The sequence below is a fragment of the Collinsella sp. AF05-9 genome (assembly GCF_003465595.1).
Taxonomy (GTDB): Bacteria; Actinomycetota; Coriobacteriia; order Coriobacteriales; family Coriobacteriaceae; genus Collinsella.
In genome coordinates this window covers 18,052-44,130 of sequence record NZ_QSBB01000011.1, presented here as the reverse complement: position 1 = coordinate 44,130, position 26,079 = coordinate 18,052, and the positions used below count along the sequence as shown (strand labels likewise).

Sequence of the window (26,079 nt, the reverse complement as noted above, 5' to 3'; positions counted from 1 at the left end):
GCGGCTGCGCGGGCGTGCTTGGTAGTGCGCTAATACATACAAAAACGGGTGCGCACAGAGAGGACGTTGCTCAGCACGCTGGCGATCGCTTTGGCAGCCCTATCACGCGCCGTCCAGACGCAGCAGCACTAAGCGATGGAGCAGATTCGCCGCGGGTTAGTATACCCGTGCTTCGCATGCCCCCACGTAAACCACAGATGACGAGGCGGACGCGGCGGGCCCGGCTGATTGTCTCAATCTGTAACGGCTGCGAAGCAAAACCGGCCCTAAATGTTACAGAACAAGACAGAGGGGGATTTCCGTCCAGTCCAAACCAAATCTCTCAGTCTTCCTGCAATTTCGAACATGTGGCCTATAATGTTGCTTTGGTTACGCTATATATTGCGCAGCCATTTAATACGTCGCCCACCGGGGGCCATTAATTCCTATCGCCATATTGGCTAGGAAGCAATCAAAGGAGGTATCCGTGGCAGCAGAGACGCCTTGCTCGGTCCTCTATAACGATATTCGCTCGTTCGGCGGTCTTAAACATCTCGAGATCGCCCGAATGCTCATCAATGGAAACTCTTATCTCGGCAGTACCCTGCTCGAGAAATGCTCTTCCAACCGCTCGTATCTCACCCGTTACATCGTCCATCGCGAGCCTGACCAGTGCGCGCCCGCCATCTACAGCGACTTTGCCATCACCACGCTCAATCTTTCCGCGGCAATCTGCAGCAAGCTCGGCAGCGGCGAGTCCGCCTATCAGGCAATCGCCGAGCACTATCGCGGCCCGGCCGCCAACGAAATGATGTCGGCTCTCGCCAGCTACAAGTTGGACAGCCGCCTATATGCAAATGCCCTCAATCGCATCGACAACTTTGACGGCAATGCCGTGCGCGAGAAGAGTACGCTTTACCTTATGCTCTTTGTGGCAACGGGGGCGCTCGCTGACCCCATCCAAGGCGTGGCCACCGTCGAGCGCTTTTGCGACAGCAAGACAGGCGGGCACTTTGGCACCACCGAAACTACCGTCGGACGTGGCTTTATGAGCAGCCTGGAGCAGCCGCGCACTGTCGCCCCCAACCTCGGTCTGCTCAGAACCCATGCCGACAACTGCGCCGACATGCAAATCCATCCCCTCACACGCGATCCGCGCGGCACGGTAATTGGGTCCTTGCCCAAAACCTCGCCCAGCATCACCGATGTAGGCACCGATGCATCGCGCGAGCATCTCCGCATTTGGCTCGAAGGTGGACGCTGGTACGCCCAGGGCCTTGGATCGACCAACGGCACAGTGCTCGAATCGGGCGCGGGCGACGGCGATATTGTGATTGAGCCGCCGCGCGACCAACGCGAACCCGGCAAGATCTATCCCCCGGTGGAAATCGAAAACAGCGACAGGCTTCACTTGGGTCTCCATACAACGTTTCTCGTTATTGTGGACTAGCGCGGGCGGTGATCGAAAGACGGTCACCGCCCGTCTTTCGTCTACTGCCTTCTACGTCGTAAACGACAATACCCAGCGGTATACGTGGGCAGTGCGGCTATCATAGTACTTTACCGATATCCGCACTGCCCACGTATACGCGCGGCAACCCATGCCAGACAAAGGAACGCCATGGATACTACCGATAGCGCCTATGGCGACAAACTCATCCGTCTCGATACGTTCGATACCGCCGTGGCAGTCGACCCCAGTGCCGAGGACGACGCCAAACGCCGGTTTATGACGCTTATTCTTCAGACGGCATACCGCGACAGCGGCAATATCGGACATGTGCTTCGCGCGACCAACACAAGCGGCGAGGTTTTTGCCGTCAAGCTACTCAAGGACAACGCCATCCTTTCCGGCCAAGCCCCCGACCGCTCCGCCGAGCAATCGGCCGCGCACCTGGCCAACACCGCCGCACTGTTCGAGGAGTACCGTCATCTGTGTACCGTCTCGCACCTGCGCGGATTTCCGCGCGTCTATGGCTACGGATCGTGCGAGGACGACCCGCTTATCCTCATGGAGTGGGTCGAGGGCACCTCGCTCAAACAGGCGCTGCCCTTGCTTCCGCACGACGCCTCGGGCGGGCTGACCACCCAGATGGTCGCCGCCGTCGGAAACGCCGTGCTTCGCGCGCTCTTGATGACCCAAGGCCTTGTGAATCCGGTCGTCCATCGCGACCTGTCGCCTGCCAATATCATGTTCCGCACCACCAGCCGAACGCTCGAGCAGCAGATTGCCGATTGCTCCTTTGACCCCTGCCTCATCGACATGGGCTCCGCGACCATGGCCCTCGGCGACGACACGATCACCCGGCGCGCCGACATCTGGCGCTTTGCCACGCCCGCATACGCCGCGCCCGAAATGCTCACGCAGGATATCGAAGGCATCGCGGCCCTTCGCCGCTCGCCCGCGATCGACGTCTATGCGCTTTCGAGCATTCTGTACCAGCTCTACAGCGGTCGCAAACCGTTCGATGTCGAGTCGACGGGTGCCGCGGCGACCGGCTCGTTCTACCTCATAAAGACCAAGACCAAGCCGGTACCGCTCGAGCCGCGATGCAATGACGACGAAGCGCTCGTCCAGATCATCATGAAAGGCATCTCAGTCGAGCAGTGCGATCGTCCCACCGAGCAGCAGATGCTCGAGGTGCTCTCGGCATACCTCACCGCTGCAGAATCTGAGGACCGCGAGGGCGCAGGAGACGAGGCCGCAATTGATATCGATTCTGGCACGCACCTTAAGGTCGACGTCGCCGGCGAGCGCGCACGAGAGATCCTGGAGCAGGCCCGTCACGATGCCATGACCCGCCGCCGCTTTGTCATCGGCGGCGTCGTTGCAGCCGTTGCGGGGCTCGGCGTTATCGGGGCGGCAACCCATGGCTTTGGCATCCCCGACTACCTGGACGGCATCCGCGGTTCGCTTGACGACTACACCTGGGATCAGCTGCAGGAGATTTCGCTCAAGATTAAGGCGGCGAAGAGCAACGTCGAAGCTCGCAAGATCGCCAAGCGTTATCATCTGCTCGACGACGACGGCCGTATTCCCTACCCGAGCACCAAGCGCGTTACGCTCACCAACGGGCTGGAGGTCGGGGCGCAACTCGTGGGCATTCTTCACGACGACCTGGCGGATACCAACGGCAAGGCCGGTCTGTCATTTATCTTTGACGCAGGTATTGCCGAGCGCGATGCCTCAGAGCACCCGCTCAACGGTGGCTGGGAAGACTGCGAGCTGCGCACATGGCTCGATGAGGACGGCATTAAGCTGCTTCCCAAGGAACTGCAATCGGTTATCAGTCCGGTCAAGAAGATCTCGAACAACGTCGGCGCCACCAAAAGCACTTCGTGCCTGAGCGAGCTGCCCGCGACCCTTTGGCTGCCCGCCATGGTCGAGCTCTGCGGCGGACAGGCGCCCAAGGACTTTAGCGAGGACTGCCATTACCTATCCGGCATCTACAACGGCGAGGGCAAGGAATACCAGCTGTTCCGCGAGCTTAAGGTGAGCCCCTTTACCACGAACAGCATGATGATTCGCCAGTGGAAGGGCAAGGATGTCTGTTGGTGGGAGCGTACGGCGAGCCCCGACACGTCGGAGAACGAGGGCACGCTCTATATGAACCGCGTGGGCGACGACGGCGATGTCTTTAATTACGCCACGTCTGCAAGCAAGCCCGATAAACGGACCTGCGTGATTCCCGGATTCTGCATCTAGGCGGCGGGCGTCTTGCCGTGACGGGACCCCTCCCCGGCAATTGTCTCGATCTGTAACATTAGCTCGGCAGATACAGGTCTAGATGTTACAGAACGAGACAAACCCCAGCCCCGCGAGACAACATCTCAATCTGTAACAGTAAGGGGTCAAAAACCTCTCTTGATGTTACAGATCAAGACATTTGAGTTGGCCGCGGGCGGTCTGTCTCGATCTGTAACAGTTAGAGGTCATATTTGCTGCTAGATGTTACAGATTGAGACATTGAGTTTTCTGCCAACTGTTTGTCTTGATCTGTAACAAATACTCGGTAAAACGGGGTCTAGTTGTTACAGATCGAGACGTTTGGCAGAGACGGCCACCGATTGAGCAGCCACCCTCATCTGTAATGAAAAATCATACATTCCAACTACTACTAGACACCCCCAGGGGGTATGGGTGTATAGTATCGACAGGTTAACAATTCCAATACCGAACCACAGAAAGGAGAAGCCATGGCTCAAGATAAATTCGATGTGGGCGGCATGACGTGCGCCGCCTGCCAGGCGCACGTGGACCGTGCCGTGAGCAAGCTCGACGGCGTCCAAAGCGTCGCGGTCAATCTGCTCGCCGGCTCTATGCTGGTGGACTACGACCCTGCGCAGGTCTCCCCCGACGACATCTGCACCGCTGTCGACCGCGCGGGCTACTCGGCCTCGCCCATCAGCACGGGCACCGACGCTGTCCAAAGCGGAAGTGCGCAAGCCAGGTCCGGCGCCGCCCATATGGAGTCGCCGACCAAAAAGTTGGAGGCCGCCGCCTCCGCCATGCGCACCCGCCTCATCATCTCGATCATCTTCCTCATCCCGCTGTTTTACATAGGCATGGGACACATGCTCGGTTGGCCACTGCCCGGCGTCTTCACCGATCACACCCACAGCATGACGCTCGCGCTCACCGAGCTCGTCCTGCTCATCCCCATCGTCTACGTCAACGACGCGTACTTTATCAACGGGTGTAAATCACTCGCGCACGGCGCGCCCACCATGGACGCCCTCATCGCCGTCGGCGCCACCGCGTCCATTGCCTGGTCGCTCTACGCCATGTTCATCATGGCCGACCAGCTAGCCGCGGGTCAGGTCCACGAGGCCATGATGACGGGCATGGACAACCTGTATTTTGAGAGTGCGGGCACGATCCTGTCGCTCGTCACCGTGGGCAAATACCTCGAGACGCGCAGCAAGTCCAAGACCGGCGGCGCTATCGAGGCGCTCATTGACCTGGCACCCAAGACCGCGACCGTCGTTGCCGAGGACGGTACCGAGGCCACCGTCGACGTCGATGCCATTCTGCCCGGCCAGGTGCTGCGTGTGCGCCCCGGCGAGTCCATCCCCGTCGACGGCGTGGTGCTCGAGGGCAGCTCGGCCGTGGACGAGAGTGCACTGACCGGCGAGTCCATCCCCGTGGAGAAGACCGCCGGTGACACTGTCAACGCGGCCACGGTCAACCGCACGGGCTCGTTTACCTTCCGCGCCACGCGTGTGGGCGCCGATACGTCGCTCGCCAAGATTATCCAGCTCGTCGAGGACGCCAACGCCACCAAGGCGCCCATCGCCCGCATGGCCGACAAGGTCGCCGGCGTGTTCGTGCCCGTGGTGTTTGTAATCTCTGCCGTAACTTTTGTGGCGTGGATGGTGCTGACCAGAAGCATCAACGAAGCGCTTACCTCCGCCGTCGCTGTGCTGGTGATCAGCTGCCCGTGCGCACTGGGTCTGGCCACGCCCGTCGCCATTATGGTGGGTACCGGCAAGGGCGCCGAGATGGGCATTCTGTTCAAGAGTGCCGAGGCGCTGGAGAATCTGCGCAGTGTGGGCACCGTAGTGCTCGACAAGACGGGCACGGTCACCCGCGGCAAGCCTGCCGTGACCGATATCGTAGTAGCCACGCGCGCTGACGGATCGCCCGCCATGAGCGAAAAGTCGCTGCTCAAGCTGGCCGCCGCGTTGGAGCGCTCGAGCGAGCACCCGCTGGCCGAGGCGATTATGGCCGAGTGCGAGGCGCGCGGAATCGTGGCGCGCACGGTCGAGGACTTTGCCGCCGTGCCTGGACGAGGCGTTACGGCGCGCGAGGGGCAAAACGCCATTGCCGCCGGCAACGTACGCCTGATGAACGAGCTGGGCGTTACCGTGCCCGCGGGTCTTGTCGAGCAATTTGCCGCCGAAGGCAAGACGCCGCTGTTCTTTGCCAAGAACAGCGAGCTTGTCGGTACCATCGCCGTGGCTGACGAGGTCAAAGAGACGAGCGCCGAGGCCATCGCCGCACTGCGCTCGCTTGGCGTCGGCGTGCGCATGCTCACCGGCGACAACCGCGTGACAGCCGAAGCAATCGCCCGCCGCGTGGGGCTGAGCAGCGAACAGGTCATCGCCAACGTCCTCCCCGCCGACAAGGAGCGCCATGTGCGCGAGCTGCAGGACGCGGGCGGCAAGGTCGCCATGGTGGGCGACGGCATCAACGACTCCCCCGCCTTGGCGCGCGCCGACGTGGGCCTTGCGATTGGCACCGGCGCCGACATCGCCAAAGAAGGGGCAGATGTGGTGCTCATGCGCAGCGACCTCATGGATGTTGCGCGGGCCATCGAGCTTTCGCGCGCCACGATTCGCAACATCAAGCAGGACCTGTTCTGGGCGCTGTTCTACAACGGCATCGGCATTCCGCTGGCGGCGGGCGTGTTCTTCCCGCTCACCGGGTGGCAGCTCTCGCCGATGTTTGGCGCCGCGGCCATGAGCCTGTCGAGCGTGTGCGTCGTAAGCAATGCGCTGCGCCTACGAACCTTTAAGCCTAAAGTGGCAAAATAGGCTCACCATTAAGTCCATTTAGAACGGGTTTTCCAGGTGCCCGAGATTGACCTGAAAGAGGAGCGACGCGTACTTTGGTACGCGAGCGACGGCTTGAAGGTCAAGGTCGGGTGCCCGGGAAAGCCGACACAACAGAGAGGAATACCAATGCGTTACACGATTAAGACTTCGGGCCTTATGTGCGGCCACTGCGACGCCACCGTCGAGACCGCGCTGCTCAACGTGGCCGGCGTGACCGATGCCGACGCCGATCACGAGACCCAGACCGTCCAGGTGGAGTGCGCCGACACCGTGACCGCCGAGCAGCTCGCTGCCGCCGTCGAGGCCGCGGGCGAGAAGTTCCATGCCCTTTCGGTGACCGCAGCCTAGCGCCGTCGGTAGCATCCGCCCCTATCGATCAGAAACGAGGACCCGCCATGATGGCAGACCATAAATCGGTGACCCGCATGCTCAAGACGGCACGCGGTCAGATCGACGGCATCTTGCGGATGGTCGAGGAGGACCGTTATTGCGTCGACATCTCCACGCAGCTCATGGCCACGCAGGCACTCATCGCGCGCATCAACGCCGATGTGCTCAAGGCGCATATCGAGGGCTGCGTGACTTCGGCAATCGAATCGGGCGACGAAGACCTCAAAGCCGCCAAACTCGCCGAGATCGAACGCGTCGTCGACAAGCTCTCCAAGTAATTGGGGCATTGGGGACAGACTTCTTTGCACCATCTTGGTGTATCGGGGATAGGTACGTTTGCACCATCTTGGTGTATCGGGGATAGGTACGTTTGCACCACCTTGGTGCAGATTAACCTGTCCCCCTTGCTCTAAATCGGGTATAAAGGCGTGCAGCATATCGAACGAAAGGCAATTTGCATGAATGACTTTATGAAGGGCCGCAATGGTGCCGATGAACTCACCATCGTGATGGGTTTTGCCGGCATTGTCATCGCGATGATCGGATCGATAGCCCGAATCCAGTGGCTCAGCTGGATCGCTATCGCCGTCATCGTGATTGGCGTGCTGCGCGGCCTGTCCAAAAACATCGACGCACGTCGCAAGGAGAACGAGGCCTTTGTCGCCGCGACCGCGAACGTCCCCGGCTTGGGCAAGTTCGTCGCCAGCTTGGGCGGTGGAACTGCAGCGGCCAGCACCTCGCGCGCGGCTGGAACGAGCAAGGAAGACTTTGAGCGTGCCAAGCGCACGGCCAAGAAGATGTGGAAGGGTCGCAAGACCACGGCATACCTCAAGTGCCCCAACTGCGGCCAGATGCTCTCCGTCCCCAAGGGCAAGGGCAAGATCCGCGTCACCTGCCCCAAGTGCCACGCCAAGATGGAAACCCGCTCCTAGCGCCCGCACGCGGGACAAATTAATCAGGTTTGTTTGTCCCAAATCTTAAGTATTTGTTCGATAAAAAAGCCGAGGCCTCGTGTTGAGACCTCGGCTTTTTGCATGCGGCAACGGAGCTACACCTTTGTCACACCTATGCCACACCGTCGCGGGCGAGCTCCTCGGCCAGCGCCTCGGCCGGCATGGCCATAATCGTGTCGAGCTCGGCGTCCACCTCGGGAATGCGCTTCACCTTGAGCTTGCGCACCAGATCACCGCGACACATCACATGTATCGGCTCACGCAGGGCGCACAGGTCATCGAGCGGATTCTTGCGCGTCACCAAGATATCGGCGGCCTTGCCGCACTCGATTGTGCCGGTCTCGCCGCCCAGCCCCAGCAGCTCGGCATTGACTTGCGTAGCCGTATGCAGCGCGAAGGCGTTGCTCACGCCCACGTACTTGGCAAAATAGGCCACCTCACGCCACATGTCGTACTGCGTCACGAACGGGCAGCTCGAATCTGTGCCAAGGCCCACCTTAACGCCAGCTTCCAGTGCGGCACGGGCGCTCTCGATGATACCCGAGCACACGATGTCGCCGTTCTTCTTTTGCGTGTCAGTCGAATGGGTCTTCTCCGGATCGAGCAATACAAACGGCAGCGCCGGGCTGATCGTGCAGGTAACGCTGGGCGCACGATCCTCAAGCTGCGTGCCCGCGGCGCCGCTGTACAGCCCCAGGATCTCGGGCGTCATCGGGGCACCGTGCTCGATCGTGTCGACCCCGGCCTCAAGCGCGGCCTTCACGCCCTCGGTGCTCTCGACATGAGCCATAACCGGCAGGCCCACCTCGTGCGCCGCCTTGCACGCCGCCGCGGCAACATCGATCGGCATGCGCAGCACGCCCGGCTCGCCAACTTCGGTCGCGTCGAACACGCCACCCGTCACGAACAACTTGATGACGTCGGCACCACGCGCGTACAAGTCGCGCACCTGTTCGGCTGCCTCGACGGGGCTGTTGGCCACCTGGGCGAACAAGCCCGCGCCGTGGCCACCCGGCACCGTGACGCCCGTTCCCGGCGCTACCAGACGCGGACCCTGATACTTGCCGGCATCGATAGCATCTCGCACGGCGATGTCGGCAAACAGCGGGTCGCCCGCACCGCGCACCGTAGTCACGCCGCTTGCCAGCTGCTGCTGGGCGCTGCCTTTGAGGATGTGGCGAACGATGGCGCGGTCCACGGGATTGTCGAGCTTCTTCATCAGCGCGCCCGCATCACCCGCCGAGACCGGCTTGCCCGAACCGCACAGATGCACGTGCATATTGATGAGACCGGGCATGAGATACGCACCACCCAGGTCGATAACCTCGGCACCTGCAGGCGCCTGCGCCACAGCACTCGGCCCCATCCAGGTGATGACGCCGCGCTCAACAGTCACGGCCATATCGGGTTGCGGCTCCATATGCTCCGAACCATCCAGAATAGTCGCATTGATAAACAACGTGGAACGATCGGCAGATGCCATATCGAGCTCCTCCCTCACGATTAACTTGAACATTTGTTCATTATCACCTAGTCCCGCTGGATTGCTGCAGACGCATCGGTTAACGGAAGGAAGAGAGGATGTGGGGGACGGAATACGTTGCAGTCCCATCCCAGCGGCACTAGGGAAATCTCTCGATCTATAACAGGTACAGGGTTATTGGGCCCCCTGATGTTACAAATCGAGACATTCGGTCGACGTTTCACCGGCTTGTCTCGATCTGTAACAATTACGAGCTCAAACAACCTCTAAACGTTACAGATCGAGACAAAACCTCTCAGCGCCCATACCACTGGCATCTCCACTCCTCAGCCAATTCAACCTGCCGAGGAATACCCGCCAGCCTCATTTTCTCGACTAGCTTCCCCGGGCCTTTGAGTTCGTTAAACGTAAACCGAAGCACCTTATGCCCGAGCATTGTCAGATGAGATTCCCGCTGACGCTCTGCCACGAATGGGTCAACCGACTCCCGACCCTCGCCGCTCTGCAAGGTGTACTTCCCCTTTCCGTCGAGCTCGCCGATGACACACGTCCCGTCCTCGAGCCGCCAAAAATAGTCGACGCGAAACACCTGGCTCGGATCGAGCGGGTCGCGAAACTCCACCTGCAGCTCCGGAACCGGAAAGCCGTACGCAATAAAGAATGCTCGGAACCGAGACTCGCCGCCGTTTTCAGACAGCCCGTCCGCATACGACGCAATCACCTGTGCCCTGCGATACCCTCGCCTGCCCTCGCAATCGGCGCGGAGGCGCTCGCACAAATCCCCACGTGATACGCCTTTCGCCCGCAGTGCAGAATCGGCAATCGCCAACCCGTAGGAGAACGGTGCACGCAGTAGGCAATCCTCCACCGTGCGCCAAAACGACGTCACCTGCACGCCGTCGACTTGTTCAAGTGCGCCCGCCGCCTGCGGACGCAACAGCCGACATCCTGCACTCAGCGGCACCGAGCAACCTGTCTTAACAAGATATCGTGGCCCAAGCAGATCATTCGGCACCTCCAGACCCCACAAAAGTGCCGCGTCATAGCCCCAAAACGCCCAATCGGGATGAAACTCCGCAAGCCCTTTGATGGCCCGCAGCGCTCGCTCCGTCGGCGTCAGCGCATCCCAATCATGTTGAAAGCAGAACAAATACGGCTCGGGTTCCGCGATATCGTCGGTTCCAACATGACGCCGCAGCCACATGAGCTCGGCATTGTCATGCGTTGCGAGCAGCGCACCTTGCTCGGTCGCCTCCGTGAGTCGCGCGAGCATCCTATTCCGCGCCAACGTGTTGCGAGTCGTATGCTTGTGCTTGAAAACGGTATTAGACACTTCCATCACCACCACATCGGACAAATGGACCATCGTCACCGTTGCCTCCACCGACAAACGTCTTGATCTGTAACAAGAAGACCGATTTTTGTACTGTAGATGTTACAGATTGAGACATTCCCCCCAGCCAGGTGCCAAACGTCTCGATCTGTACCAGTAAGACGTTCTCCAGGCCCCTAAACGTTACAGATTTAGACAAACCAGCGGCGCCCAAGCATTCGTCTCGATCTGTAACAGATAGACTGGTTTTTGTCCCCAAACGTTACAGATCGAGACAAAAGGGCAGAAGGCAAGGCAGGCGACAACCGCCCATCCTCTACCCCCATTCCTGTTCGTAGATGTTGAGGGACTTTACGTACCGCCCCTGGGCGCCCATGATGTCGCGGACCAGACGCAAGAAGAAGCTGATGCACGAGGTGTCAAAGCCGTCCTGCAGATCCTCGGGATGCACCGCACCCGGTCCGTCGACCGCCGTGTCGTTCAGGCGCGCGATGTCATACAGGTAGAGCTGTCCCGCCGTAAGCCAGACATCGTCGACGCAGGCGAGGCGCACCGCAATCGCGCCGTCGTTCCAATGCTCCTTCTGCACGATATGCGGGTCGTAGACATCAAAGCGATGATCGGTGCGCGTGTCCTTCAGCACGACCATGCCGGACGCAGGATTCTTGTCCAAAATGCCAAAGCGCGAGAAATACTGCGTGTCGCGTACCCGCTCGAGCCGCTTGAGCGAGGCAGGCGAAAGCGATGCCGGCGGCTCGTCAACATATAGCTCGAGCAGCGTTTTGCCATGGCGATAGGGGCGCTCGAAGAGCAGCCAATCGGTAAACGCCATGTTGTAGGCCATGATTTCGTTTTGAGAAGGTTCCTCGCAATAGCTGAGCCACGGGTCGACGATAATCTCGAACTGTTCGCGTGCCGGCTCCAGGAATTGAAACTTCCGCAGCATCCAAAAGTGAGCCATGTCGGCAATATCGTTGCCGACGGCTTCAGCCAGCTCTGCTCGGTCAAAAGCGTGGTCAGTCATGGCATCCTCCTCAAACTGATGGACCTCAATTTGAGCTTACGAGGAGGGTGGGCAGCCACGACCAGCGCGGGCAAAATAGGCCTCCGACTGCAAACCAGATGCTGACCAAACACTTGACGAAAAGCTTGACCGAAAATGTGCACCGCAACAAAACCGCAGGCAAACATAGACGGCCAACCCGCCCTTTTGAGCCAGATGCCTGCAGCCACCACAGAAACAACAGGTGACCACAGCCCAAGAAGTCGACAAATGAACACCCGCACGTCGACAAACGCGCAAACTGCTCGCAAATCCGCAAGGAGTGTCCCCGAATGCCGGCACAAAAGGAACGTCCCTAACTGTCGGCACTTAGGGACGTTCCTTTTGTGCCGGCAGTTAGGGACAGCCCTTGCCGATTCGATTGTTGAATATCTCCGTGACTACTTTACAGTTCCAGTGCCTCGGCGACTTCGGCTGCGCAGGCCAGGGCATCGGCCATGGCACTCACCACGAGCGAGCTGCCGTTGCGGGCATCACCCGCCACATACACCGGCGCGGCATCCGCGGCGACGCCCTCCGTGCGAGCCGCGAGATGCGAGCCCTCGGCAGCCATCACCGGCAGCGGACGACCAGCGGTGGCAACAGGCACGCTCACCGCATCGAACACACCGTGTTCCGGACCCGTAAAGCCGCAGGCGATGAGCACCAGCTGCGCCGGCACCTCGTGCTCGGAGCCCGCGATGCGCTCGGACTTTCCCGCCGACCAGTCCAGATCGACCACGCGCAGGCCCGCGGCCGCGCCCTTCTTGTCCAGCAGCACCTCGAGCGTATCCACGCCCCAGGCACGCATCTCACCACCCATCGCAGCGATAGCCTCCTGCTGGCCGTAATCGGTCTTCTTAACGTTGGGCCACTGCGGCCAGGGGTTGCTCGCCGCGCGCTTATCGGGCGCAGCTGGCAAGAACTCAAACTGGCGCACGCTGCGCGCGCCTTGGCGCACGGCGGTACCCACACAGTCGTTACCGGTATCGCCGCCGCCAATGACCACAACGTCCAGGCCACGCGCATCGACCGCGGGCTCGCCGCCGTCGAGAACCGACACGGTCGAAGCCGTCAGATAGTCCACGGCGTACACCACGCCCGGGGCGTCCACGTTCGTAGCCGAAAGACCGCGCGGGGCACGGGCGCCAGCAGCCACCACGGCGGCGTCAAAGTCGTCGAGCCTGGCGGTAACCTTGGGATCGCTCACGTCGGCGCCCAGCTCGAACACAATACCCAGCTCGCGCATGAGCGCCACACGACGCTCGACCACAGACTTCTCGAGCTTCATGTTGGGAATGCCGTACATGAGTAGGCCGCCGGGGCGGTCGTCGCGCTCAAACACCGTCACGCGGGCACCGCGACGTGCAAGCTCCCATGCTGCCACCAGGCCAGCCGGGCCGGAACCAACCACGGCGACCGAGGGCGCGTCCTCCCCTGCCGGCTCAAAGCGACGTGGGCCGCCGTTGGCCCACTCATGGTCGCTGATCGCACGCTCGTTATCGTGAATCGTCGTGGGTTGGCCGTCGACCGAGCCCAGGTTGCACGCGGCCTCGCACAGTGCCGGGCACACGCGGCTCGTGAACTCAGGCATGGGCGAGGTGAGCGACAGGCGCTCAGCAGCCTCATCCCAGCGGCCGCGGTACACCAGCTCGTTCCACTCGGGAATCAAGTTGTGCAGCGGGCAGCCGCTCGGACGTGCCTTGCCAAAGCTCGCGCCCATCTGGCAAAACGCCACGCCGCACATCATGCAGCGGCTCGCCTGGGCGCGACGTGCGTCGTCGTCGAGCTCCACGTACAGCGGATCGAAATCACGGCTGCGCTCCTCCACGGGGCGAAGCTCGTGGGTCACGCGATCGATATCAAGAAAAGCACCGGGCTTACCCATGGCACTTACGCCTCCTTCTTGGTCGAAGCAACAGAGCTGGCGGCCGCGGACGCAGCACCCGCAGCACCGCCCGCAATATCGAAGCGAGCGACATCCGCGGCGCTCGCGCGACCGGTCACAATGTCAAACGCCAGTTCCTCTGCCTGCGCATGTGTCTTGCCGGCAGCCTCGCTCGCAGCGACAATCGCCAGCACACGCTCGTACTCGGTCGGAATGACCTTCACAAAGTGCTTGCTCATCGTCTCAAAGCTGTAGAGCAGCTTGATGCCGCGCGGGCTCTGCGTCGCGTCCACGTGCTCCTGGATGAGCTCGCGAATCTGCGCCAGCTCGCCGGCAGTCGGGGCCTTGAGCTCAACGCTCTCGTGGTTCACGCGGGCATCAAGCGTGCCGTACTGGTCAAAGACATAAGCCACGCCACCCGTCATGCCGGCAGCGAAGTTCTGCCCGACCTCGCCCAGGATGAGCGCCAGGCCACCCGTCATGTACTCGCAACCGTGGTTGCCGCAACCCTCGACCACCACGGTGGCACCGGAGTTGCGTACGCCAAAGCGCTGGCCGGCCAGGCCGTTGATGAAGCCACGGCCGCTCGTGGCGCCAAAGAACGCAACGTTGCCCACGATGATGTTTTCGTCGAACTTATAGGTCGCATGCGGGTTGGGGCGCACCGACACCTCGCCGCCCGAAAGGCCCTTGCCAAAGTAGTCGTTGGCGTCGCCGCACACGTTGAGCGTAATGCCGCGCGGCAGGAAGGCGCCAAAGCTCTGACCGGCCGATCCATCGCAATCGATGGTGATGGAGCCGGCGGGCAGGCCCTCGGGATGTGCCTTGGTCACCGCGTTACCCAGGATGGTGCCCACGCAACGGTTGACGTTGGCGATATCAGCGCGGAAGCGAATCGGACGCAAGTGGGCACGGGCATCGGCCGTATAGGGCACGAACAGCGTGGAGTCGAGCGTCTTGTCGAGCTCGCTGTCCGCGGCCATCTGCGGCAGGAAGTGACGACCGTCGGCACCCGGGATATGGGCACCGAACTCGCAGGTCGCGCTCGCCAGCACGGGCGACAGATCGAGCAGGTTGGCCTTACGGTTGCCCGGGACCTCAATCTGGCGCAAGCACTCGGGATGGCCGACCATCTCGTCGACGGTGCGGAAGCCCAGGCTCGCCATGACCTCGCGCAGTTGCTCGGCAACAAAGAGCATAAAGTGCTCGACGTGCTCGGGCTTGCCGCGGAAGCCGCGACGCAGGCGGCAGTTTTGCGTGGCGATGCCGGCGGGGCAGGTATCCTGCTGGCAGTCGCGCTGCATGAGGCAGCCCATCGAGATGAGCGGCATGGTCGCAAAGCCAAACTCCTCGGCGCCCAGCAGGCAGGCGACGGCAACATCGGTGCCGTCCATGAGCTTGCCGTCGGCCTCGAGCACCACGCGCGAGCGCAGGCCGTTTTGCAGCAGCGTCTGCTGGGCCTCGGCAAGGCCAAGCTCCAGCGGCAGACCGGCGTGCCAGATCGAATCGCGAGCAGCGGCACCCGAGCCGCCATTGTGGCCGCTGATCAAGATCTTGTCGGCAGCGCCCTTGGCCACACCGGTGGCGATGGTGCCGACGCCGGCCTCGCTGACCAGCTTGACCGACACGCGTGCGCCAGGGTTGGCGTTCTTAAGGTCAAAGATGAGCTCGGCCAGGTCTTCGATGGAGTAGATGTCGTGATGCGGCGGAGGCGAGATCAGGCCGATGCCGGGCGTGGACTGACGGACCTCGGCAATCCAGGGGTAGACCTTCTTGCCGGGCAGGTGGCCACCCTCGCCGGGCTTGGCGCCCTGGGCCATCTTGATCTGAATCTCGAAGGCGCTGCACAGGTAGCGGCTCGTCACGCCAAAGCGCGCACTTGCCACCTGCTTGATCGCGGAGTTCTTGGAATCACCGTTAGCCAGCGGGGTCTCGCGACGCGGATCCTCACCGCCCTCGCCGGAGTTGGAACGGCCGTGCAGGCGGTTCATGGCGATGGCCATGCACTCGTGCGCCTCTTTGCTGATGGAGCCATACGACATGGCGCCGGTGTTAAAGCGGCGGACGATGTTGAGTGCGGGCTCGACCTCGTCGAGTGCCACCGGCGTGCGGCCGCTGGCATTAAAGTCGAGCAAGTCGCGCAGACGCACGGCACGACCGGTGCGGTGCAGACGGGCGCTGTACTCCTTAAAGGTGTCGTAGCTGTCCTCACAGCAGGCGGTCTGCAGCAAGTAGACAGTCTGCGGATCGATCAGGTGATCCTCGCCGCCGAACGGGCGCCACTTGGTCAAACCCAGCGTGGGCAGCTGATCGGGTGCCGGGCTCTTAAGGATAGCGAGCGCGGCGTCGTAGCGCTCGTTTTGCTCGCGCTCAACGTCCTCGACACCCATACCGCCCACACGGCTCACCGTGCCGGCGAAGTACGCGTTGACGAACTCCGGCGTAAAGCCCACGGCCTCGAAGATCTGCGCCGAATGGTAGCTCTGCACCGTAGAGATGCCCATCTTGGACATGATGGAAACGATGCCGGCGGTTGCAGCCTTGTTGTAGTTGGCGATGCCCTGCTCGACCGTCACGTCCAGATCGCCGCGTGCCGCCAGATCGCGGATGCACGCATGTGCGTTGTACGGATAGATGCCGCTCGCGGAGTAGCCCACCAGCGCGGCAAAGTCGTGCGGAGACACAGCGTCGCCGCACTCCACCACGATGTCGGCAAAGGTACGCACGCCGGCGCGGATCAGGTGATTGTGCACGCAGCCCACGGCGAGCAGCGACGGCACGGGCACCTCGCCCGCAGCGGCGCGATCGCTCAACACCACGATGTTCACGCCGTCGCGGACCGCAGCCTCAACGTCCTCTGCAAGCTGCTTGAGCGCAGCCTGCAGCGCGTCCTCGCCGGCATCACGGCGGTACACGGCACGGAAACGGCGGGTCTTAAAGCCCACGCGGTCGATGGCACAGATGCGCTCGAACTCCTCCTCGTTGAGCAACGGGCGCTCCAAGCGAACCAGCTGGCAGGCCGTACGGGAGTCCTCGAGCAGGTTGCCGTGGTTGCCCAGGTAGAGCGTGGTCGAAGTCACCATGTGCTCGCGCAGGGCATCGATCGGAGGATTCGTGACCTGGGCGAACAGCTGATAGAAGTAGTCAAAGAACGAACGCGTCTTCTTAGACAGGCAGGCCAGCGGTGCGTCGATGCCCATCGAGGCGAGCGGGGCCTTGCCCTGCTGGGCCATGGGACGCACGACCTCGTCGACGTCATCCCAGTGGTAGCCGAGCTTGGCCATACGCACGGCGGCGGGCACCTCGGCGTCCTCGGCGGGCGTTGCCGCAACGGGCTCATCGAGCGCGTCGACGGTCAGCGTCTCCTCGGCAATCCAATCACGGTAGGGCTTTTCCTTGGCGTAACGGGCGCGCAGCTCGTCGTTGTAGATGACGCGCCCGCGGGCAAAGTCGACCTCGAGCATCTGGCCCGGCCCCAGACAGCCGCTCGTCAGGATGTTCTCGGGGCTCACCTCGATGGTGCCCACCTCGCTTGCCAGCATAAAGCGACCGTCGCGCGTCACATAGTAGCGGGCGGGGCGCAGGCCGTTACGGTCGAGGGCGGCACCCAGCGTGCGACCGTCGGTAAAGGCGATGGCCGCCGGGCCATCCCACGGCTCCATGAGCATGGACTGGTAAGCATCGTAGGCGCGGCGCTCCTCACTCAGGCTGTCGTTGTGGTCCCACGGCTCGGGCAGCAACATGGACGCGGCACGCGTAAGCGGACGACCGTTCATGACCAAGAACTCGAGCACGTTGTCCAGAATCGCTGAATCGGAGCCCTCGCGGTTGATGATGGGCATCACGCGCTCAAGATCGTGCTGCAGCACGGGGCTGTACAGGTTGGGTTCGCGGGCGCGAATCCAGTTGACGTTGCCCTTGAGGGTGTTGATCTCGCCGTTATGGATGATAAAACGGTTGGGGTGCGCGCGCTCCCAGCTGGGCGTGGTGTTGGTGGAGTAGCGCGAGTGGACGAGCGCCACGGCCGTTTTGACGGCGGCGTCGTTGAGATCGATGAAGAAGCGGCGCATCTGCGTGGCGACCAGCATGCCCTTGTACACGATAGTGCGCGAGCTCATGGAGCACACGTAGAAGATCTTGTCGCGCAGGGCGAACTCGGCGTCGGCCTTTTTCTCGATGGTGCGGCGGCACACGTACAGGCGACGCTCAAAGGCGTCACCGGCGGGCGTGTCGTCCGGACGGCCCAGGAAGGCCTGCAGGATAGTAGGTATACAGGCGCGGGCCGTCTCGCCCAAGTCGTGCGGGTCGACCGGCACCTCGCGCCAAAAGAGCAGCGGCACGCCGGCCTCGGCGCAGCCCTCCTCAAACACGCGACGGGCGTCCTCTACGCCCTTGTCGTCCTGCGGGAAGAACAGCATGGCCACGCCATAGTCGCCCTCTGCCGGCAGAATCTGGCCGCACTTTTGAGCCTCTTTACGGAAAAAGTGATGCGGAACCTGGAACAGGATGCCGGCGCCGTCGCCGGTGTTCTTCTCGAGTCCCGTGCCGCCGCGGTGCTCCAAGTTGACCAGAATGGACAGTGCATCGTCCAGAATCTGGTGATGGCGCTCACCGTTGATATCGGCAAGCGCGCCGATGCCACATGCATCGTGGTCGAATTCGGGGCGATAAAGGCCCTGCTGCTGAGCGGAATCTGCCTGCATCGCGATCCTCCCCTAGATATTAGACAGTCAATTGAATAGGCATACTAGGAGCATCGCCGGCCCGTTGTGTTTCCCACCCGTTTCGAAACAATCGCGTAACGCGCACCCTACGAGTGGACACCGCCGACCTCAAGGGCGACAACAAGGGCCCCAGGTTCGGCCCGTAAGCTCACCGCTTCAAACATCTCAATCTGTAACAGGAAGACCCAATTTTGGCGCCTAGATGTTACAGATTGAGATGTTTTTGAGAGACGGTTCCGAATGTCTCGATCTGTAACACCTAGGCCCAATTTCCATCCCTACTTGTTACAGATCAAGACATTTCGGCAATCCCCTTTCACCATCCTATTCAAATACAACAATTTTGTTAGTCGTGGTTAACTTTTTAGCCTAAAACGGGTATCCTTTGCGGCGTCAAACAAACGGCACGCGTCCCGTGCCACATTAAGGAGGCCCCTATGGCAAACCAGGCAGACCGGCAGACGATGCAACTCGTCCTTATCCGTCACGGAGAATCCGAGTGGAACAAGCTCAACCTGTTCACCGGCTGGACCGATGTCGAGCTCACCGACACGGGCCGCGAAGAGGCGGCGGCAGGCGGCCGCGCCCTCAAGGAAGCGGGCTTCGACTTTGACATCTGCTACACCTCGCGCCTCAAGCGCGCGATCCACACCCTCAACATCGTGCTCGGCCAGATGGACCGCGAATGGCTGCCCGTCATCAAATCCTGGAAGCTCAACGAGCGCCACTACGGCGCGCTGCAGGGTCTCAACAAGGCCGATGCCGCGGCGGAGCACGGCGACGAGCAGGTGCTCATCTGGCGCCGTTCCTTCGATGTCTGCCCGCCGGCGCTCGAGCCGGGCGACGGTCGCGACCCTCACACACAGGAGCAATACCGTGATGTCGCACCCGACCAGCTGCCCTATACCGAATGCCTCAAGGACACGATAGCCCGCGCCTGGCCTTATTTCGAAGACGAGATTCGCCCCCAGATGCTCGCCGGCAAGCGCGTACTCATCGCCGCACACGGCAACTCCCTGCGCTCACTCGTCATGAAGTTCGAGCACCTCACGCCCGAGGAGATCCTCAAGGTCAACATCCCCACCGGCGTGCCGCTCGTCTACACCTTCGACACCGATTTCAACGTCCTCGACAAGCGCTACATCGGCGACCCGGCGACCATCGCCGCCAAGATTGACGCCGTGGCCAATCAGGGCAAAGCACACAAGTAGCCCCAACCCAAAACCGACGCGTGGCGCCGCACGGCCCAGATGCGACGTCACGCCGCCCATACACAGGAGCGCACCATGCTCAACCATCTCAAACAACACTTTGGCTCCCGACGCACCGGTGGTCACGGAGGCCTAGATATTGCGCGGCATATCGGCCCCGGGCTGCTTGTGACCGTCGGCTTTATCGACCCGGGCAACTGGGCCTCCAATATGGCCGCGGGCTCGCAGTTTGGCTACGCGCTGCTGTGGATCGTCACGCTGTCCACGATTATGCTCATTGTGCTGCAGCACAACGCGGCACACTTGGGTATCGCCACGGGCGCCTGTCTTGCCGAGGCCACGACCCGCTTTCTCCCCCGCATCGTGGGACGCGCGGTGCTCGGCAGCGCCTATCTCGCGACCATCGCCACCGCCATGGCCGAAGTCCTGGGCGGCGCGATCGCCCTTCAAATGCTCTTTGGGCTGCCCGTGCGCGCGGGCTGCGTCATCGTAGCGGCAGTATCGATGGCGATGCTCATGACGAGCTCCTACAAGCGCGCCGAGCGATGGATCATCGCCTTCGTAGGCGTGGTAGGACTCTCGTTTTTGGCCGAGCTTGCGCTGGTCAAGGTCGACTGGTCACAGGCCGCCGCAAGCTGGATTACACCCAGTATGCCCACCGGCTCGGCCGCAATTATCGTCAGTGTCCTAGGCGCGGTCGTTATGCCCCACAACCTCTTCCTGCACTCCGAGGTCATCCAATCCATGCACTTCGAAGGCCAAGGCGAGCAAGTTATCGAAGAACGTCTGCGCTACGAGCTCTTCGACACGCTCTTTTCGATGGGCGTGGGCTGGGCAATCAACTCGGCCATGGTCATCCTGGCCGCAACGACCTTCTTTGCGCACGGCATTGTCGTAGACGACCTCGCCGTCGCAGCGGCCACGCTCTCCCCCATCTTGGGCCCGGCGAGCTCGACCATCTTTGCGGCAGCGCTGCTGTTCGCGGGACTATCGAGCAGCGTGACAGCGGGCATGGCGGCGGGAACCATCACTGCGGGCATGTTCGACGAGGAATACGACATCCACGACCGACATTCCTCGGTCGGGGTGGCGGCCTGTTTCGTCGGCGCAGTGACGGCGTGCCTAGTCGTCCCAAATCCTTTTGAAGGTCTCATCTGGAGCCAAGCACTGCTGTCGCTTCAGCTGCCGATTACGGTCTTTGTGCTCATACGACTCACCAGTTCACGCCGCGTCATGGGCAAATACGCCACCTCGCGCCCGCTCAACGCGCTGCTCGTAGGGATCGGTGCCATCGTGACGATTCTCGATGTCGTGTTGTTGACAGGGATGTAATGGGGCGGGGCACCTACCCAGGCAAACGTCTCGATCTGTAACAGGAAGACCCGCTTTTGATGTCCAGATGTTACAGATCGAGACATTTCTTCAGCTCCAACCTTTTGTCTCAATCTGTAACAGATAGGCCCGTTTTGAGCCGCCACATGTTACAGATTGAGACAAAAGGTCGGCCGGACTCACAACAGACAGGATCGGCCAACAGCAACCGTGATCCCTTGGGGGCGGAGGAAAAGGGCCCCGGCCGAGAATTCGACCGAGGCCCTTGGACAGAGCTATGTTCGGCTTTCGCCGTGTGTCTGCGAGCTACTCCTCGACGAGCTCAAACTGATCGGGACCGACGCCGCACACCGGGCACACATAATCCTCGGGCAGCTCGGGCGTATCGACCTCAACCTCGTAACCGCAAACGACGCACACGAACTTATACGTCTTCTTCTCCTCAGCCATGATGTTCTCCTCTCAAACGCGACTGGTGATGTACTTCATTTATCAGTATAGATTCTCAATAATATAATGCAAGTATTTTTAAAACATTTCTAGCCTTGATACGAGGACGCCTTCGGAGGCGTCTTGCCCTTCAGGACCTTATGGTAGTAATCGTAGGTGAGCGGCGTCTCGTCACTCAAGCGCTCGGCATCCTCGACCTCGCCGATAAACAGTAGATGCGTGCCAACATCCACAGTGTCGATCAAATGGCAGCTAAACAGGGCCGCCGCGTGCTCGGGCACATAGGGCATGCCCAGAGCCGTCTCGCGGGTCTCGTATTTGGCAAACTTGTCATAATCGCTGCTGGTGCGGAACCCAAAGTTACCGATGTAGAGCATATCGGCGGTCTGATCGATCACGGTCAGCGCGAACGCTTTGGCCGAAGCGATGACGCCCGAGGTGACGTTGTCCTTGTTCACGGCAACCGAAATGCGCGGCGGCATGGACGTCACCTGCACCGCAGTGTTGATGACGCAGCCGGCGCGCAGCCCGTCTGCCGCGGCGCTCACCACGTACAGACCGCTCGGCATGGTAAAGAACGCAGTTTTGTCCATAACAATCACTCCCCTAACCCGGGTTGGAACCTCATGGATGTATGTACCCACAAAAAAGGCAGCGCCCATAACAGACGCTGCCTTTGAAACATATGTGTCAGAACAGTATAAGCAAGATGAGACGCCCGCAGTTGCGGTGAAATAGGGACTGAATAGCCCCCTCAAACAGGCAAACCAGTCCGTATTCCACCGCAACTTATGAAGGACGGTCAGCGGTTGCGTTCCTTGAGGGCGCGGTCGATCTCGCGTTGGACATCACGCTTGGCCATGTCCTCGCGCTTGTCGTAGAGCTTCTTGCCGCGACCCAGGCCCAGCAGCAGTTTTGCGCGACCGTCGGTATTAAAGTAGAGCTCCAACGGAACCAGCGCATAACCACGGTTGCGAAGTTTGCCGTCAAGAAAGTCGATCTCCTTGCGGTGCAGCAGCAGACGGCGCCGACGGTCGGGATCGCGATTCCACACGCCACCATGGCTATAAGGGTGGATATGCAGGCCGACGAGCCAGCACTCCCCACCACGAATCAGTGCGAAGGTATCGGTAATCTGGCACGCGCGCTCGCGAATCGACTTGACCTCGGTACCGCTCAGCTCAATACCGCACTCAAACGTCTCATCGATAAAGTACTCGTGATGTGCCGAGCGATTCTTGGAAATGAGCTTGCGCTCGCGCTTACTGGGCATCGCCGGCCTCCTTGGCGCCATCGGCGTTTGAACCCGCAGCCTCGCGCTTTGCCCTGCGCTCGGCATTAAGCTCGGCATCGCTCTCGCGCACCAGCTTGATAATCGCCGCGCATGCCTCCTCGCCCACCAGGTCGCGGGCACGGACCGTCAGACGCGTAGCCTCCTGCTTGTCGCCGTCGCTTGCAGCATCGGTCGCGCACATGATCAGGCAGATGGCGATCTCGGCCGAAGGCGAGGTCGGCACGCCCTGCAGGGCGAGCTCACCCATCACATGGTCGTCACTCTCGTCCGCGGCATCCGGATAGGTGGTATGGATCTTGTTGAGCAGGCGCGTCGTATGCGCATCATTGGGCGCCAGGCGCAGCGCCAGACGCGCGCAGCCCACGGCTGCCGAAATGTTCTCGGTCTCGGGCTCCAAGAAGTACTGACCCAAGTTGGTGTAGGCACGTGCGGCGCACTTACCGTCGCTCGCGCGCTCCAGCACCGAGAACGAGAGCGATGCCCACTCCTGCTTGTCCTCGAGCGCGCGGAACAACTCGGCCAGGTCCAAGCGATAGTTGCAGTTCATGGGATCCCAACGCACGGCCTGCATCAGGGCATTCCGAGCACTCACATAATCCTGCTGGCGAATGTAGGCAAACGCCATGTCGGAGTACAGGCGGTCAAAGGGAACCTCGACCTGCACCAGCTCGCGCGGATCCTTCTCCACGCGGCGATAGGCCAGGCGCTCAAACTTGCTGTCGAAGCTAAAGTACTGGCGCTTCTCCTCCGTCTTGCACTCAGCGTCGATATACTCCTCGGCGAGCTCCACCAGACGCTCAAGCAGCGGCGTCGCCGTAGCCAGGTCGCCCTGCGCCAGATAGTTCTCGGCATACGTGATGTCTTCCAAGCTGATAGGCAGGTCCATGACAACTCCTCGGTCCGGGCGGCAGACTCAACGCGCGCCTTAAATATCAGTCAATACACAAAACCCGGGTCTCTTACGAGGCCCGGGCGCTCAATTTTGGTAGCCCGTACCAGATTCGAACTGGTGATCTCCGCCTTGAGAGGGCGGCGTCCTAAACCGCTAGACGAACGGGCCATATGTAGCAAATGCAATGGCTGGGATGGAGGGAGTCGAACCCCCATTGACGGAACCAGAATCCGCTGTCCTGCCATTAGACGACATCCCAATGACTGCATCGCTGCGCTCGGCTGTGCCTTTGCGCAAGAAAGAAATATACGGGAAGTCTCGCCGTGACGCAAGCCCCAATTTTGACTTTTTTGAAATTCAGTCAAATTGGCCTTATTTAGTCCAACCCGTGAAGGACCTGTGAAGCCAACCGCTGTACACGAAGGGCAAAACGCCGCGAGCGGTAGCCGTCAACCGTTGGCAGATTCTACCGTGAAAACGATAGCACCAGGCAACACAATCGAAGTATCAATGATCACGTAGATATCGAGGCGCCATGGACGAAGAGCTTGATTACCTATGGGAGACCCTGGGCCTCGAGATCACTGCTGACCTTTGGCCCGAACGGGACAAAATCCATCCCACTCTGCGCCCCGCCATCACGGTGATGCAGGCAAACTACCGCCGCGCCTCATTTTTGATCATGCGGATGTCATGGCACGCGGGACTCCCCGACCTTAAGCGAATCCAGGCAAGCCTCGTCGAGCTGTCCGGTATGCCGACTGTCATATCCGAGGCGCACCTGGAGCAGCGACAGCGCGAGCGACTGCAACAGCAGCGGATTCCCTTTATCTGCCCCGGCGTTCAGGCATATCTGCCCTTTATGGACGAGGAGTACTGGAGCGGCAAGCCCAACAAGCACGTAAAGGTCTACGATCCGCACGAATGGGCACAGCTCAAGGATTGAGCCGAGCGAGCCCGCCGATGGAAAACACGTCCCGCCCCGAGCGCTCAAAACGGGTCGCACTTTCCGCAGCCGCTACAGCAACGCCTCGGCCCAAGCCGCTTCCCTAAAGCCGGGAATCGCAAAGTCGTCGCCCACCAGCAGCGGACGCTTGACCAGCATTCCGTCGGTCGCCAGCAGCTCGTAGCACTCCTGATCCGTCATGCCCGCATCCAGACGCGCCTTCAGACCCAGCTCTCGATATTTCATGCCCGACGAATTAAAGAAGCGCCGCACCGGCAGCCCCGAACGAGCAATCCAGGTCGCAAGCTCATCAGCCGTGGGATTGTCCAAAACGATATCGCGGTCGATATACTCTACCCCATGTTCGTCCAGCCATGCCTTGGCCTTCTTACAGGTCGAGCACTTGGGATATTCAACAAACAGTACGGTCATGGGAATCCTCCGAATATAGATCGGCCAACGCAGGCACACGCCACACGAGGCGCCTTCGTATGATGGGCCAATTGTAGCCCACGGGTCACACGCTAAACGAACCGTACCCCGAATCCGCGTTTGATGAACGGCAGCAGCTCCATTGCCTCGGGCGTGATATGGCCCGCAACGTTCATGCGCTCGTCACCGGGAAGATCGACCCGCGCAATCTCAAGCTCGCCTTCGTAGCGCCCATATCCGCTATTGCTCACAGCGATCGACCCCGCCTTTCGCGGCAGGCCGGCTCCGGCATCCGTCGGCACGGAATCCGGCTTATGCGTCGTACGTGACTCCTGAGACCTAAAGATGAGGACGCTCGAGTCGGGCCGGTCGTGATGAATCTGCCCGCGCACATAGGCATAACCGGGCTCAAGCTCGCATTGCAGGTCCACGTATCCGGCGGAAACTTGAGCAAACTGCACCCAGCCCGCATCGGAAAGATCGGGGTCGCCGACCAACACAATGTCGCAATCGGCGCCATGTGCAAGCTCAAGCATATTGAGGGCAACCTTTGACGCGCGACCGCGCTGCGTCTCGACCGTCGGCAGTCCCTCGAATACCGGCCCGCGAACGTTGGCATCGCCCGGCACAAAAGCCATGATTTCGAATCCAAGCGCCGCAAGACGAAGATTCACCCGAGCAATGTCCTCCAGAGCTAAACCGGTATAAGGCTTGGGGTAAAAATTGTGGCAGGCGGCAAAACGAGTCACATCGGCACCGGCCTCACGCCACGATGCGATTTCATCAGAACTCACCGTCGATGCATTGACCACAATGCGAAATACACCGGACAGCTCCGCGACCCGCTGGGCGCTAAAGCCATAGTCCAAACGAAGGTATTCCAACCCCAGATCGCGCAGGTCCTCGATGCGCTCAAGCCCGAGCAAATCGCACGTGCGAGGCCCCACATCGGCAATGAGCGCAATGCCGCGGGCGGAAAGCAGCGACAGCACATGACGGACCTTATCGGCATACGCCGCTCCCCCATCCTCGGGAATATGCAGCGAGGTGAACGCATAGCGCGCACCCGCCGCGGCACCACGCTCAATTGTCCGCTCAATATCCTGCAGAGGGCTGGAAAGATAAATCGAAATACCCGTTTTCACGCTTCAACGCTCCTTTAAAAAAGGCCG

The 26,079-nt window shown here is 61.0% G+C and carries 20 protein-coding genes and 2 tRNA genes; 9 read left to right on the top strand and 13 right to left on the bottom strand.

The window, feature by feature from the left end:
- The first annotated feature begins 466 nt into the window (after positions 1 to 466).
- The 6 genes from DWV43_RS05030 (at position 467) to DWV43_RS05005 (ending at position 7,859) form a co-directional block, all read left to right on the top strand.
- Positions 467 to 1,429 (top strand): FHA domain-containing protein, encoded by a 963-nt coding sequence (locus DWV43_RS05030; protein WP_117817221.1) that lies wholly within the window; start codon positions 467 to 469, stop codon positions 1,427 to 1,429.
- Positions 1,430 to 1,600: 171 nt separating this feature from the next.
- The gene (locus DWV43_RS05025) at positions 1,601 to 3,685 is read left to right on the top strand and encodes a DUF6273 domain-containing protein (protein WP_117817220.1); all 2,085 of its coding nucleotides are present in this window, start codon (positions 1,601 to 1,603) and stop codon (positions 3,683 to 3,685) included.
- Between the two features lie 491 nt (positions 3,686 to 4,176).
- On the top strand, positions 4,177 to 6,516 hold the full coding sequence (locus DWV43_RS05020) for a cation-translocating P-type ATPase (RefSeq protein WP_117817219.1): 2,340 nt from the start codon (positions 4,177 to 4,179) through the stop codon (positions 6,514 to 6,516).
- A gap of 147 nt (positions 6,517 to 6,663) precedes the next feature.
- Positions 6,664 to 6,885 (top strand): heavy-metal-associated domain-containing protein, encoded by a 222-nt coding sequence (locus DWV43_RS05015; RefSeq protein ID WP_055310331.1) that lies wholly within the window; start codon positions 6,664 to 6,666, stop codon positions 6,883 to 6,885.
- A 47-nt stretch (positions 6,886 to 6,932) separates the two neighbouring features.
- Positions 6,933 to 7,205, top strand: a complete 273-nt coding sequence (locus DWV43_RS05010; protein ID WP_006235337.1) for a metal-sensing transcriptional repressor — start codon at positions 6,933 to 6,935, stop codon at positions 7,203 to 7,205.
- A gap of 180 nt (positions 7,206 to 7,385) precedes the next feature.
- Positions 7,386 to 7,859, top strand: a complete 474-nt coding sequence (locus DWV43_RS05005; RefSeq protein WP_117817218.1) for a hypothetical protein — start codon at positions 7,386 to 7,388, stop codon at positions 7,857 to 7,859.
- Positions 7,860 to 7,992: 133 nt separating this feature from the next.
- Here the strand turns inward: DWV43_RS05005 and DWV43_RS05000 are convergent, their stop codons facing one another.
- The 5 genes from DWV43_RS05000 to gltB form a co-directional block, all read right to left on the bottom strand.
- Positions 7,993 to 9,363, bottom strand: a complete 1,371-nt coding sequence (locus tag DWV43_RS05000; protein WP_233539201.1) for an amidohydrolase family protein — start codon at positions 9,361 to 9,363, stop codon at positions 7,993 to 7,995.
- A 295-nt stretch (positions 9,364 to 9,658) separates the two neighbouring features.
- Entirely contained in the window at positions 9,659 to 10,747 is a 1,089-nt protein-coding gene (locus DWV43_RS04995; RefSeq protein ID WP_147346265.1) for a hypothetical protein, read from the bottom strand.
- 265 nt (positions 10,748 to 11,012) lie between these two features.
- Positions 11,013 to 11,720 carry a hypothetical protein gene (locus DWV43_RS04990; protein ID WP_117817215.1) on the bottom strand — a complete coding sequence of 236 codons (708 nt, stop codon included), beginning with the start codon at positions 11,718 to 11,720 and terminating at the stop codon, positions 11,013 to 11,015.
- A 424-nt stretch (positions 11,721 to 12,144) separates the two neighbouring features.
- Positions 12,145 to 13,626, bottom strand: a complete 1,482-nt coding sequence (locus tag DWV43_RS04985) for a glutamate synthase subunit beta (protein WP_117817214.1) — start codon at positions 13,624 to 13,626, stop codon at positions 12,145 to 12,147.
- Positions 13,627 to 13,631: 5 nt separating this feature from the next.
- A complete protein-coding gene (gltB, locus tag DWV43_RS04980) occupies positions 13,632 to 18,329 on the bottom strand; it encodes a glutamate synthase large subunit (protein WP_117817213.1) in 4,698 nt (1,565 codons plus the stop codon).
- A 485-nt stretch (positions 18,330 to 18,814) separates the two neighbouring features.
- On the opposite strand from gltB, the gene gpmA reads away from it, so the two are divergent.
- Both gpmA and DWV43_RS04970 read left to right on the top strand, forming a co-directional pair.
- Positions 18,815 to 19,561 carry a 2,3-diphosphoglycerate-dependent phosphoglycerate mutase gene (gpmA, locus tag DWV43_RS04975; protein ID WP_199569362.1) on the top strand — a complete coding sequence of 249 codons (747 nt, stop codon included), beginning with the start codon at positions 18,815 to 18,817 and terminating at the stop codon, positions 19,559 to 19,561.
- A gap of 75 nt (positions 19,562 to 19,636) precedes the next feature.
- Positions 19,637 to 20,893: an Nramp family divalent metal transporter gene (locus DWV43_RS04970; protein WP_117817211.1), complete on the top strand. Its 1,257-nt coding sequence runs from the start codon at positions 19,637 to 19,639 to the stop codon at positions 20,891 to 20,893.
- Between the two features lie 306 nt (positions 20,894 to 21,199).
- Here DWV43_RS04970 and DWV43_RS04965 read toward each other — a convergent pair whose 3' ends face one another.
- From DWV43_RS04965 to DWV43_RS04940, 6 genes are all read right to left on the bottom strand, one after another.
- A complete protein-coding gene (locus DWV43_RS04965) occupies positions 21,200 to 21,343 on the bottom strand; it encodes a rubredoxin-like domain-containing protein (protein WP_055251878.1) in 144 nt (47 codons plus the stop codon).
- A gap of 89 nt (positions 21,344 to 21,432) precedes the next feature.
- Positions 21,433 to 21,936: a flavin reductase family protein gene (locus tag DWV43_RS04960; protein ID WP_055251877.1), complete on the bottom strand. Its 504-nt coding sequence runs from the start codon at positions 21,934 to 21,936 to the stop codon at positions 21,433 to 21,435.
- A gap of 209 nt (positions 21,937 to 22,145) precedes the next feature.
- Positions 22,146 to 22,616: an SsrA-binding protein SmpB gene (smpB, locus tag DWV43_RS04955; RefSeq protein WP_117817210.1), complete on the bottom strand. Its 471-nt coding sequence runs from the start codon at positions 22,614 to 22,616 to the stop codon at positions 22,146 to 22,148.
- Positions 22,606 to 23,523 (bottom strand): hypothetical protein, encoded by a 918-nt coding sequence (locus DWV43_RS04950; RefSeq protein WP_117564212.1) that lies wholly within the window; start codon positions 23,521 to 23,523, stop codon positions 22,606 to 22,608. Before DWV43_RS04950 ends, smpB begins: the two co-directional genes overlap by 11 nt.
- Before the next feature lie 97 nt (positions 23,524 to 23,620).
- A tRNA-Glu gene (locus tag DWV43_RS04945) sits at positions 23,621 to 23,697 on the bottom strand.
- Positions 23,698 to 23,714: 17 nt separating this feature from the next.
- Positions 23,715 to 23,788 (bottom strand) — tRNA-Gln (locus DWV43_RS04940).
- Between the two features lie 276 nt (positions 23,789 to 24,064).
- On the opposite strand from DWV43_RS04940, the gene DWV43_RS04935 reads away from it, so the two are divergent.
- Entirely contained in the window at positions 24,065 to 24,475 is a 411-nt protein-coding gene (locus tag DWV43_RS04935; RefSeq protein WP_117817209.1) for a hypothetical protein, read from the top strand.
- Between the two features lie 72 nt (positions 24,476 to 24,547).
- Here the strand turns inward: DWV43_RS04935 and DWV43_RS04930 are convergent, their stop codons facing one another.
- Both DWV43_RS04930 and DWV43_RS04925 read right to left on the bottom strand, forming a co-directional pair.
- Positions 24,548 to 24,907 carry an arsenate reductase family protein gene (locus DWV43_RS04930; RefSeq protein ID WP_117773333.1) on the bottom strand — a complete coding sequence of 120 codons (360 nt, stop codon included), beginning with the start codon at positions 24,905 to 24,907 and terminating at the stop codon, positions 24,548 to 24,550.
- 92 nt (positions 24,908 to 24,999) lie between these two features.
- Positions 25,000 to 26,052, bottom strand: a complete 1,053-nt coding sequence (locus tag DWV43_RS04925) for a MupG family TIM beta-alpha barrel fold protein (protein WP_117817208.1) — start codon at positions 26,050 to 26,052, stop codon at positions 25,000 to 25,002.
- Positions 26,053 to 26,079: the final 27 nt, after the last annotated feature.

What these genes read in the sequence shown, in the direction of transcription:
- DWV43_RS05025 (WP_117817220.1), top strand. Translation starts at nt 1,601, where the DNA reads ATGGATACTACCGATAGCGCCTATGGCGACAAACTCATCCGTCTCGAT.
- DWV43_RS05020 (WP_117817219.1), top strand. Translation starts at nt 4,177, where the DNA reads ATGGCTCAAGATAAATTCGATGTGGGCGGCATGACGTGCGCCGCCTGC.
- DWV43_RS05015 (WP_055310331.1), top strand. Translation starts at nt 6,664, where the DNA reads ATGCGTTACACGATTAAGACTTCGGGCCTTATGTGCGGCCACTGCGAC.
- DWV43_RS05010 (WP_006235337.1), top strand. Translation starts at nt 6,933, where the DNA reads ATGATGGCAGACCATAAATCGGTGACCCGCATGCTCAAGACGGCACGC.
- DWV43_RS05005 (WP_117817218.1), top strand. Translation starts at nt 7,386, where the DNA reads ATGAATGACTTTATGAAGGGCCGCAATGGTGCCGATGAACTCACCATC.
- DWV43_RS05000 (WP_233539201.1), bottom strand. Translation starts at nt 9,363, where the DNA reads ATGGCATCTGCCGATCGTTCCACGTTGTTTATCAATGCGACTATTCTG.
- DWV43_RS04990 (WP_117817215.1), bottom strand. Translation starts at nt 11,720, where the DNA reads ATGACTGACCACGCTTTTGACCGAGCAGAGCTGGCTGAAGCCGTCGGC.
- DWV43_RS04985 (WP_117817214.1), bottom strand. Translation starts at nt 13,626, where the DNA reads ATGGGTAAGCCCGGTGCTTTTCTTGATATCGATCGCGTGACCCACGAG.
- gltB (WP_117817213.1), bottom strand. Translation starts at nt 18,329, where the DNA reads ATGCAGGCAGATTCCGCTCAGCAGCAGGGCCTTTATCGCCCCGAATTC.
- gpmA (WP_199569362.1), top strand. Translation starts at nt 18,815, where the DNA reads ATGCAACTCGTCCTTATCCGTCACGGAGAATCCGAGTGGAACAAGCTC.
- DWV43_RS04970 (WP_117817211.1), top strand. Translation starts at nt 19,637, where the DNA reads ATGCTCAACCATCTCAAACAACACTTTGGCTCCCGACGCACCGGTGGT.
- DWV43_RS04965 (WP_055251878.1), bottom strand. Translation starts at nt 21,343, where the DNA reads ATGGCTGAGGAGAAGAAGACGTATAAGTTCGTGTGCGTCGTTTGCGGT.
- DWV43_RS04960 (WP_055251877.1), bottom strand. Translation starts at nt 21,936, where the DNA reads ATGGACAAAACTGCGTTCTTTACCATGCCGAGCGGTCTGTACGTGGTG.
- smpB (WP_117817210.1), bottom strand. Translation starts at nt 22,616, where the DNA reads ATGCCCAGTAAGCGCGAGCGCAAGCTCATTTCCAAGAATCGCTCGGCA.
- DWV43_RS04950 (WP_117564212.1), bottom strand. Translation starts at nt 23,523, where the DNA reads ATGGACCTGCCTATCAGCTTGGAAGACATCACGTATGCCGAGAACTAT.
- DWV43_RS04935 (WP_117817209.1), top strand. Translation starts at nt 24,065, where the DNA reads ATGGACGAAGAGCTTGATTACCTATGGGAGACCCTGGGCCTCGAGATC.
- DWV43_RS04930 (WP_117773333.1), bottom strand. Translation starts at nt 24,907, where the DNA reads ATGACCGTACTGTTTGTTGAATATCCCAAGTGCTCGACCTGTAAGAAG.